An 8,129-nucleotide genomic window follows, 5' to 3' on the forward strand; every position below is an offset into this window, starting at 1 on the left:
CGACTTTCTTGTCGGCGGTGCGCAAGCGTTCGTTTCCGTTGCTGTCTTTCACGATGTATTCGATCTCGATCATGGCCGACTCATCTCCTGTTTGCTCATGCCTTTCGACGAAGCCTTGTGTCAAGGATATTGGGCGACCGGTCCCGAATCCAGATCCATTCCCGATGCCGGTCAAAGGGCGATTACACTGCTGAAACGCGATTTTTTGCTCAATTCTTCACGACTTGTTCACGCAACCAGTCGTCGCGGCCGTAGCGATACCCTGGAAATTCAGCATCCAGCGTGGTTCGCCCCAGCATCAGATGGCGAGCCAGCCGGGCAAGCGAAGCCAATTCGTCTTCATGTCGCACGTCCAACGGGGCGATCAGAGTGACGCCCATCGCCCAGGGTAAGCGTTCCCGCTTCCAGGCAGGCGCAACCTCAAGAGCGATTCCCTCCGTCGACAGGCGCTCTCGAATCGTTCGCTGTCGCTCGTCATGTCGCCGTTGCTCTTCCGAAGGTTGGCGACTGGTGTAACTCACCATCTTCTTGCGCGACGCACCTACCCGCTGATAGTTTTTCGTGCCGCCTTCCGTCAGCCAATCGTCTTGCGGCCCCGCGCCAGCGTCTTGCCAGGACTGCTCGTCAAGCGCATCCGCATAAACCTGACGTGGATGCTGCCACCAGACGATGACCCGTCGCCCGTTCAGGATAAAGCCAACATCGTCCCACCAGGAGAGGCTGTCCGGCGGCGTTTCCGCGTAGGAATGCGGGATGAAAAGGCCGCCTTGCGACAAGCGCCAAGGATGGCGCCGATGGTATTGGCGCTGCAATCGACCCAAGCGTTCAAGTTTGGCATTTTTCATCGGCGGTTCCGTTCAGGAATTGGCGTTCGTCTTGCCGCGCCGAATTGACGCGCTCCCGCAGCGCCTTGCCCGGTTTGAAACGGGGAATGCGCCGCGCGCCCACCTCGACCGGTGCGCCGGTCTTCGGATTGCGGGACAGGCGCGGCGGATGGTCGTGCAGGGTGAAACTGCCGAAGCCGCGGATCTCGATGCGTTCGCCCTGGGCGAGCTTTTCGCGCATCAGGCCGAGCGCGGCGTTGATCGCCGCCGCGACATCGTCCGCGCTCAGACAATCCAGCTTGCTTTTAAGGTTTTCGATCAATTCGGATTTCGTCATCGAAGGCGTCGGGAAAAATCCGTCTCTTTGGGGGCGGGGAGGCAGAACAACGGGCGCATCTAGGCCACGACCTCCAGGAAGGAAGAAAAGTGGTCGACGTGGCGCATGGCGCACGCGATCCGTGGACTCAAGTGACCGCTGGGGTCTGGTGGAGAAAGGTCTCGTCGGTCAACTGTTTGAGCACGAAGTCCGCGACGTCGGCGCGGCTGATCCGACCACCCTTGAGGGCGCGGTCGAGGCCAAACCGAGAGCGTCCAGTCTTGGGGCCATCGGTCAGTCCGCCCGGCCGCACGAGGATCCAATCCAGCCCGCTGGCCTTGACCAATTTTTCTTGCTCTTCCTTCGCGGCCAGGATCGGCTTCAGGGTCAGATCCATGATGACCCGGAACGGCCAGGCAATCTGCGCGCGACTGTCGCCCACGCCGAGTGACGTCACCACCACGATCCGGCGCACGCCGGTCGCTTGCATGGCCGTCAGAATCCGTTGCGTCCCGCGCGCCTCGATCGGTTGCTTGCTCCCATGGCTCCCGAGCACGCAGACAACGGCGTCCGCGCCCGTGACACAGGAGACCACGGCATCGGGGTCCAGGACATCCCCAACCAAGGGCGTCAGTCCGGTGCGAGCTGGGAGCCGGGCGGGATCGCGCACCAGTGCCGTGAGGGTGTGGCCCTGGTCGAGGGCTTGCGCGAGCACCTGCTGACCGGTGCCGCCGGTCGCGCCAAATACAGCGATGTGCATGGGTTTATCCGTTCCTGTTAGGCGGTGAGTTGGTGATATTTGGTGCTGTCCTTGGGGATCCTACCCTGAAGACGTCTTCATCCTCGGATCGCTCATGATCGCCCGGATTCGGCGTCCGACAGGCGCTCCAGCGTCAGCGCATCGGGTTGGCCGCCAAAGTACCGCTCCAGCAGCCGATGGAACACCGAGCCCGGCGGCGAGCAGTGGGCAAAGAGCGTCGCACTGGAGCAGAGTTTCAGATCGTCCGGCGAGCCCAGGATGTCACGCGCCGAGCGCCCCGTGATGAGCAACAGCGCCTCGGAACAGGCGCGCAACCGCGCCCCGAGGACCGGATGAGCCAGAAACGCCCGCGCTTCGTCCAGGTCACGGATGGCATAAACGCGCGCCATGGCGCTCGCTCCGAGTCCGGCGATCTGCGGGAAGATGAACCACATCCAGTGCGAGCGCTTGCGCCCGGCGCGCAGTTCGGCCAGCGCCTGGGTGTAGATGGCATGCTGGGCCTCAATGAAGCGGGTCAGAGCATGGGGATCGGGCGGCGGAATCATGGCACGGCAACCCGCCTAGCACCCGCCCGCCACCTGCCGGGCGCCGATGAGTTCGATGGGGTAGCCGTCGGGATCCTCGACGAAGGCGATGAGAGTCGTGCCGGCATTCATCGGCCCCGCTTCGCGTAGGATCTTGCCGCCAAGCGTCTTGATCCGCTCCACGGCCGCATCGACATCCTCGACCTCGATCGCGATGTGGCCATAGGCATTGCCCAAGTCGTAGCGGTCCACACCCCAGTTATACGTCAGCTCGATCACGGTCTGATCGGCTTCCGCCCCATAGCCCAGAAAGGCGAGCGTGAACTTGCCGTCCGGATAGTCTTTCTGGCGCAGCAGGCGCATCCCGAGCACCTGGGTGTAAAAGTCGATGGCGCGTGGCAGGTTGCCAGTACGCAGCATGGTATGGAGGATTCTCATGGGCAGCTCACTGGTGAGTGACGTTTCGTGTCTGAGAAGAGGATCTTTCAAGGGTGTCCCGGATCGTCCTGATCTCGTGCGCGCTGTACGCGCGAACCGTCTCCAGATGGTCCCACACCGGTTTGGGCCAGCAGGGATCACCTGGACGGCGCCCGATGACATGAACGTGCAATGCCGGTACCAGGTGACCGATCCAGGCCACGTTCACCTTGGGATCGCTCAGGGTTTCTCCAAGATAGTCCGACATCCGTTTGCAATCCGCGAGTACCGCCTCGCGTTGCTCCGCCGGCAGGTCCAGAAGATTGGCCAGGTCGGTTTCCGAAACCAGGATGAACCAAGGCACGGCCGCATTGCGATGGAGCAGCAGATGCGTCGCGGACAGGCATCCCAGTCGATGGCAGTCAGCGAGCAGTTGCGGGTGAAGCGGGTAGGTCGGTGTCACGTCATTCACGTCATCAACGTTTATCCTCGCAGACAGATCAATCACCTCGACGATTGATCCTCGAAGCAGGTCAGTCCTGTGCCGGTCTCGAACGCTTCGCATGAACTCATGTAGGAAAGGCTGTTGTCGCGGTGAATGGCGACCACATGACTCCCGCCCTTGGTGCAGGCCACGGCCACCAGGGCAACCTTATTCGTGCTGGTTCCGAGGGCGCGTGTGCGCTCAATGCCCTGACAGTCGTGCCCGGCGCGGGTGATGACGACCTGGAAGGCTTGCTGGGCCAGTTGGGCATGGGCGGGCGAAGCAGCCACAGTGAATACCAGCGTAAGGAGCGCACGGCGCCCGTGTGACATTGGTGTCTCGATCATTAAAGAATTCCCTTGGCTTGCAATGTGTCGGTAAGGCCCCGTTCGACAAAGAGTCGCGCGATGTCTGGATCCTCAGCGACCGCCGGACGCGACACCGGCAGCAGGCCAACGATCAAAAGGATGAAATGTCGCATATCGAGAAGAATTCCATGGGCGTTCCAGGGTGATCGAGTTCGGAGATCGCCGATGATAGCCCAAAGCCGACCCAACCCTGCTTTGCCGTCCGTCAGGAGATCCGCCATGCCCATCGATCAGGAGGCGCTCGAACGCGCCCGCGCCGCCTGGACCTTTCGTGGCCAGCGGCGTCCCGCCTTTGCCCACAGCCCCGGCGAGGGACAGGAATCGGTCTGGGACTATCCGCGCCCGCCGCGGTATGTCCGCGATCCGCGCCGCATCGAGATCCATGCCGGCCCCCAGTGTCTGGCCCGATCGGATGTCAGCATCCGGGTGCTGGAAACCGGCAGTCCCCCGACCGTCTATCTGCCGCCCGATGCCTTCGATGTCTCGCTGTTGCGGCCCTCGCCGCGCCGCACCCTGTGCGAGTGGAAGGGCGATGCCCGCTATTGGCACGTCCAGGGTCCGGATGGTCTCGTCCACGACGCCCTCTGGAGCTACCCCAAGGCCGGAGGCGACGCCGCCGTGATCGCCGGCTGGTCTGCCGCCTATCCCGCCCGGCTGCGCTGTGTCGTCGCCGGAGAGGTGGTCCGCGCGCAAGCCGGCGGGTTTTACGGTGGCTGGATCGCCTCGGAGATCGTGGGGCCGTTCAAGGGCGAGCCGGGTACGGCACATTGGTCAGCGCTCGCTTTGTCCAGCGGTCAATCCTCGCGCTCGCGTGGCATGGCCGACATCACCGCCCGCCGTGACCACCAGGCAGCCAGCATGGCGCCGGACAGGTTGTGCCATACCGAGAACAAGACTCCGGGCAGCGCAGCGGCCACGGGAAAGGACTTGAGCGCCAGGGCGGCGGCCAGCAGGGTGGAGGCGGCGGACAGACTGATCGAGAGCGCCACATCGCCGCGTGCCAGAGAGCAGATGACGTTTGAGGCCGTGCCGCCGGGAGCGGCGCCGACCAGCACCATCCCGACCAAGCGTTCGGGCGGAAGTGACAGCGCACGCGCGAGTGCCCAGCCGATCAGCGGCATCGGGCCGAATTGCAAACACAGTCCCAGGCCGATGAGTATGACGGTCACAACCCAGGGCGGTCGATCGGACCAACATCCGCTTGTTTCCGTCCTTGTTTGCGTCAGGCCATCGCCGTTAAGCTCCTTGTTTGATCAGGTAGGGGTAACGATCATCGACGACGATGCCATCATGGCGGCGATGCGGCAATGGCTCGAACGCGCGGTAATCGGGCTGAACTTGTGCCCGTTCGCGAAGGCGGTCTACGTCAAGCATCAGGTGCGGTTCGTGGTCAGCCGGGCGCGACATCTGGACGGATGGCTGGAAGACCTTGACCGCGAGTTGGTGCTTCTGGCCGCCGCCGACCCCCACGCGGTCGAGACGACACTCCTGATCCACCCCACACACCTGCCGGATTTTCTCGATTTCAATGCGTTCCTGCCGCACGCCGAGGCGGCCGTGGAAGAGCACGGCTTGCAAGGCGTGATCCAGATCGCCAGCTTTCATCCGACCTTCCAGTTCGAGGGCACCGAACCCGACGACATCGGCAACTTCACCAACCGGGCACCGTTTCCAACCCTGCACCTGCTACGCGAAGCCAGCATCGAACGCGCCGTGGCGGCCGTCACCGACATTGAGACCCTCGATGCTCGCAATCGCGAGACGCTCAACGGACTGGGACACACGGGATGGCAAGCCTTGTGGCGCCAACCCTGAGCTGGCGATGCCCCTTCGATCTGGCGGTCGGCCACCACGCGACCATCACCCAGCGGCCGACTGGACGCGGCCAGCGCGGGGAAATGCGCCCATTCCTGGCGCGCCCCGGTCTGCATCGGCGTTAAGACCATCCACGGTCCTCCTCGGAAATCGCCGCCGTTGCCATCACCCCCCGCCCGCTAACCGCTCCCGCAGCTTCGTCAACCGCCCACCCCCGGTCTGCTTGACCGCCATCGCCAAGGCCCGTGGCTGGGCGATCAGCACCACCAGCCGCTTGCCGCGCGTCACCGCCGTATAGAGCAGATTACGTTGCAGCAGCGTGTAATGCTGGAGCGCGAGCGGTATGACAACGGCGGGATATTCCGAGCCCTGAGCCTTATGGATGCTGGTCGCATAGGCCAGGGCCACCGCGTCGAGTTCGCCGGTCTCGTAGGCGACGGATCGACCCTCGAAATCGATGGTCAGCCGCCCCTCTTCGACATCGATCGTCTGAATCCGCCCGATATCGCCATTGAACACCTCCTTGTCATCGTCGTTGACCAACTGGATCACCTTGTCGCCCGGCGCGTAGGTCCAGCCGAACCGCTCGATGCGCGGCAACGCGTCGGGATTGAGTACCGCTTGCAGGGCGACATTGAGCGCCCGCGCACCGAGTCCGCCCCGGTTCATCGGGGTGAGGATCTGCACGTCGCGCACCGGATCCAGGCCGAAGCGTTGCGGGATGCGCTCGGTGACCACCCGGATCAAGCGATCATGGATCGCTTCCGGGGTGTCAGCGCGGATCAGATAAAAATCGCTGTCGGGACGCTCCGCGTTGGGGGCTTCGGGCATCTTGCCGGCATTGATGCGATGCGCGTTGACGACGATCCGCGAGGCGGCGGCCTGACGGAAAATCTCGGTCAGGCGCACCGTCGGTACCGCCCCCGAGCCGATGACATCGGCCAATACCGCGCCGGGGCCGACCGAGGGGAGCTGGTCGACATCGCCCACCAGCAACACGGCGGCTTGGGAAGGGACGGCGCGCAGCAGCTTGTTCATCAGCGCCACGTCGACCATCGACACCTCGTCGACCACCAGCAGATCCAGTTCCAGCGGCTGCTCGGCATTGCGCTTAAAGCCCATCGTCTGGGGATCGAACTCCAGCAGCCGATGAATGGTCTTCGCCTCCTGGCCAGTCGACTCGGACAGGCGCTTGGCGGCGCGGCCGGTCGGGGCGCAGAGCAGCACCTGAACGCCCTTGGCACGCAAGATGCGCAGCAGGCTGTTGACCACCGTGGTCTTGCCCACGCCGGGGCCGCCGGTGATGACGGCGACTTTGCTGGCCACGGCGGCGGCGATGGCCGCGCGTTGCGAGTCGGAGAGGGCCAGCCCGGTTTGGGTCTCGACCCAGGGGAGTGCCTTGTCGGTGTCGATCGCGCCCCAGGGCGGCGGTCCTTGCCGAAGACGCTGGAATCCGCGGGCAATGCCCACCTCGGCGCGTTGCAGGGGCGCCAGAAACAGCGCGGGGCGGTCCTCGATCGGCTCGGCGATCAGGTTTTCCTCGGCCAGCTCGGCGGCAATGGCCTCGGCGATGATCGGGGGCGGGATCTCCAGCAGGGCCACGGCTTTTTCCGCCAGGGCGTTCTGCCAAGCGGCGCAATGCCCGTCGCCCGCGATCTCCTGGAGCACATGCCGCACCCCGGCTTGCGCGCGAATCAGCGAATCGCGCGGGATGCCCAGGCGTTCGGCGAGGATGTCGGCGGTCTTGAACCCAATGCCGTGGATGTCCAACGCCAATCGATAGGGGTTCTCGCGCACCTTCTCCACGGCGACGTCGCCGTAGGTCTTGTAAATCCGCACGGCGCGCGTGGTGCCGACCCCGTGGGATTGCAGAAACACCATGATTTCGCGGATGACCTTCTGCTCGGCCCAGGCGCGGGTGACCCGCTGCTGGCGTTTGGGACCAATCCCGTCCAACTCGCGCAGCCGGTCGGGGTGTTGCTCGATGATGTCGAACACCGCCTCGCCAAAAGCGTTCACCAGCTTTTTCGCAAAGTGCGGACCGATGCCCTTGACCATGCCCGAGCCCAAGTACTTCTCGATGCCGTCGAGGGTCCGGGGCGCGATGACGCGCAGATCGGCAGACTTGAACTGGAGTCCATGCTGTCGGTCGTTGACCCAAACGCCCTCGGCTTCCAGAAATTCGCCAGGGGCGATGCTGGCCGCCGAGCCGATGACCGTGATCAGGTCGCGCTCGCCGCGCACCTTGACCCGCAGCACGCAGAAACCGCTCTCGGGGCTGTGGAAGGTGACGCGCTCGATCGCACCGGAGAGGCGTTCGCGGGGCGCGGGGGAGGCGGGGGATGACATGCACGCATCATAGCGCGCTGGAAGCGGATGGCGGGATCAACGCGGTCAGCGATGGGTCAACCTGAAATGGCGCGATGGCTCGGATCCTGGCGGTCGACGGTGCGACCGAGACCGTGCGCGAGGGGGTTTAAGGCATCCCATTACACACAACTTTCCGTGTCCGGCATCTCCCTGGCATATTTGACCCCAGCAGCGAAGTCCATGATGCGCTGCATGCCCAACCAGATGGTCTTCAAACCGGGCTCGCCATCGCCCTTGCGCCCGAGAAACCC

Annotated in this window: 11 protein-coding genes and 2 pseudogenes; 2 read left to right on the forward strand and 11 right to left on the reverse strand. The window is 64.1% G+C overall.

Going from position 1 to position 8,129, the window contains the following annotated elements; genetic code table 11:
- Window positions 1-209 precede the first annotated feature (209 nt).
- The 8 genes from QZY07_RS16635 to QZY07_RS16670 all read right to left on the reverse strand — a co-directional run bounded on the left by QZY07_RS16635 (window position 210) and on the right by QZY07_RS16670 (window position 3,914).
- A complete protein-coding gene (locus tag QZY07_RS16635) occupies window positions 210-845 on the reverse strand; it encodes a hypothetical protein (RefSeq protein ID WP_295405158.1) in 636 nt (211 codons plus the stop codon).
- Window positions 826-1,161: an HU family DNA-binding protein gene (locus QZY07_RS16640; protein ID WP_295405159.1), complete on the reverse strand. Its 336-nt coding sequence runs from the start codon at window positions 1,159-1,161 to the stop codon at window positions 826-828. The genes QZY07_RS16635 and QZY07_RS16640 overlap by 20 nt, the downstream gene beginning before the upstream one ends.
- A gap of 127 nt (window positions 1,162-1,288) precedes the next feature.
- The gene (locus tag QZY07_RS16645) at window positions 1,289-1,900 is read right to left on the reverse strand and encodes an NAD(P)-binding oxidoreductase (RefSeq protein WP_295405161.1); all 612 of its coding nucleotides are present in this window, start codon (window positions 1,898-1,900) and stop codon (window positions 1,289-1,291) included.
- Window positions 1,901-1,992: 92 nt separating this feature from the next.
- On the reverse strand, window positions 1,993-2,445 hold the full coding sequence (locus QZY07_RS16650; RefSeq protein WP_295405164.1) for a DUF1810 domain-containing protein: 453 nt from the start codon (window positions 2,443-2,445) through the stop codon (window positions 1,993-1,995).
- Between the two features lie 15 nt (window positions 2,446-2,460).
- Window positions 2,461-2,862 carry a lactoylglutathione lyase gene (gene gloA / locus QZY07_RS16655; protein WP_295405167.1) on the reverse strand — a complete coding sequence of 134 codons (402 nt, stop codon included), beginning with the start codon at window positions 2,860-2,862 and terminating at the stop codon, window positions 2,461-2,463.
- A 7-nt stretch (window positions 2,863-2,869) separates the two neighbouring features.
- On the reverse strand, window positions 2,870-3,313 hold the full coding sequence (locus QZY07_RS16660) for an HIT domain-containing protein (protein ID WP_295405170.1): 444 nt from the start codon (window positions 3,311-3,313) through the stop codon (window positions 2,870-2,872).
- A 32-nt stretch (window positions 3,314-3,345) separates the two neighbouring features.
- Window positions 3,346-3,615: a hypothetical protein gene (locus QZY07_RS16665; RefSeq protein WP_295405173.1), complete on the reverse strand. Its 270-nt coding sequence runs from the start codon at window positions 3,613-3,615 to the stop codon at window positions 3,346-3,348.
- Window positions 3,616-3,671: 56 nt separating this feature from the next.
- A complete protein-coding gene (locus QZY07_RS16670) occupies window positions 3,672-3,914 on the reverse strand; it encodes a hypothetical protein (RefSeq protein ID WP_295405176.1) in 243 nt (80 codons plus the stop codon).
- Between QZY07_RS16670 and QZY07_RS16675 the strand changes: the two are divergent.
- Window positions 3,913-4,329 (forward strand): annotated as a pseudogene (locus QZY07_RS16675) (DUF427 domain-containing protein); the annotation flags it as partial. The gene QZY07_RS16670 and the pseudogene QZY07_RS16675 sit on opposite strands and share 2 nt — an antisense overlap.
- A 158-nt stretch (window positions 4,330-4,487) precedes the next feature.
- Here QZY07_RS16675 and QZY07_RS16680 read toward each other — a convergent pair.
- On the reverse strand, window positions 4,488-4,814 hold the full coding sequence (locus tag QZY07_RS16680) for a hypothetical protein (protein ID WP_363184381.1): 327 nt from the start codon (window positions 4,812-4,814) through the stop codon (window positions 4,488-4,490).
- 178 nt (window positions 4,815-4,992) lie between these two features.
- Here QZY07_RS16680 and QZY07_RS16685 point away from each other — a divergent pair.
- Window positions 4,993-5,508: pseudogene (locus tag QZY07_RS16685) on the forward strand (DUF1415 domain-containing protein); the annotation flags it as partial.
- 165 nt (window positions 5,509-5,673) lie between these two features.
- Here QZY07_RS16685 and QZY07_RS16690 read toward each other — a convergent pair.
- Both QZY07_RS16690 and QZY07_RS16695 read right to left on the reverse strand, forming a co-directional pair.
- Complete coding sequence (locus QZY07_RS16690) at window positions 5,674-7,857, reverse strand: ATP-dependent RecD-like DNA helicase (protein ID WP_295405179.1); 2,184 nt, start codon at window positions 7,855-7,857, stop codon at window positions 5,674-5,676.
- 140 nt (window positions 7,858-7,997) lie between these two features.
- The coding region (locus QZY07_RS16695; protein ID WP_295399065.1) for an IS4 family transposase at window positions 7,998-8,129 on the reverse strand (132 nt) is incomplete at its 5' end.

Source organism: uncultured Thiocystis sp. (assembly GCF_903866365.1).
Taxonomy (GTDB): Bacteria; Pseudomonadota; Gammaproteobacteria; order Chromatiales; family Chromatiaceae; genus Chromatium.

What these genes read in the sequence shown, in the direction of transcription:
- QZY07_RS16635 (WP_295405158.1), bottom strand. Translation starts at nt 845, where the DNA reads ATGAAAAATGCCAAACTTGAACGCTTGGGTCGATTGCAGCGCCAATAC.
- QZY07_RS16640 (WP_295405159.1), bottom strand. Translation starts at nt 1,161, where the DNA reads ATGACGAAATCCGAATTGATCGAAAACCTTAAAAGCAAGCTGGATTGT.
- QZY07_RS16670 (WP_295405176.1), bottom strand. Translation starts at nt 3,914, where the DNA reads ATGGCGGATCTCCTGACGGACGGCAAAGCAGGGTTGGGTCGGCTTTGG.
- QZY07_RS16650 (WP_295405164.1), bottom strand. Translation starts at nt 2,445, where the DNA reads ATGATTCCGCCGCCCGATCCCCATGCTCTGACCCGCTTCATTGAGGCC.
- QZY07_RS16645 (WP_295405161.1), bottom strand. Translation starts at nt 1,900, where the DNA reads ATGCACATCGCTGTATTTGGCGCGACCGGCGGCACCGGTCAGCAGGTG.
- QZY07_RS16690 (WP_295405179.1), bottom strand. Translation starts at nt 7,857, where the DNA reads ATGTCATCCCCCGCCTCCCCCGCGCCCCGCGAACGCCTCTCCGGTGCG.
- QZY07_RS16680 (WP_363184381.1), bottom strand. Translation starts at nt 4,814, where the DNA reads ATGCCGCTGATCGGCTGGGCACTCGCGCGTGCGCTGTCACTTCCGCCC.
- gloA (WP_295405167.1), bottom strand. Translation starts at nt 2,862, where the DNA reads ATGAGAATCCTCCATACCATGCTGCGTACTGGCAACCTGCCACGCGCC.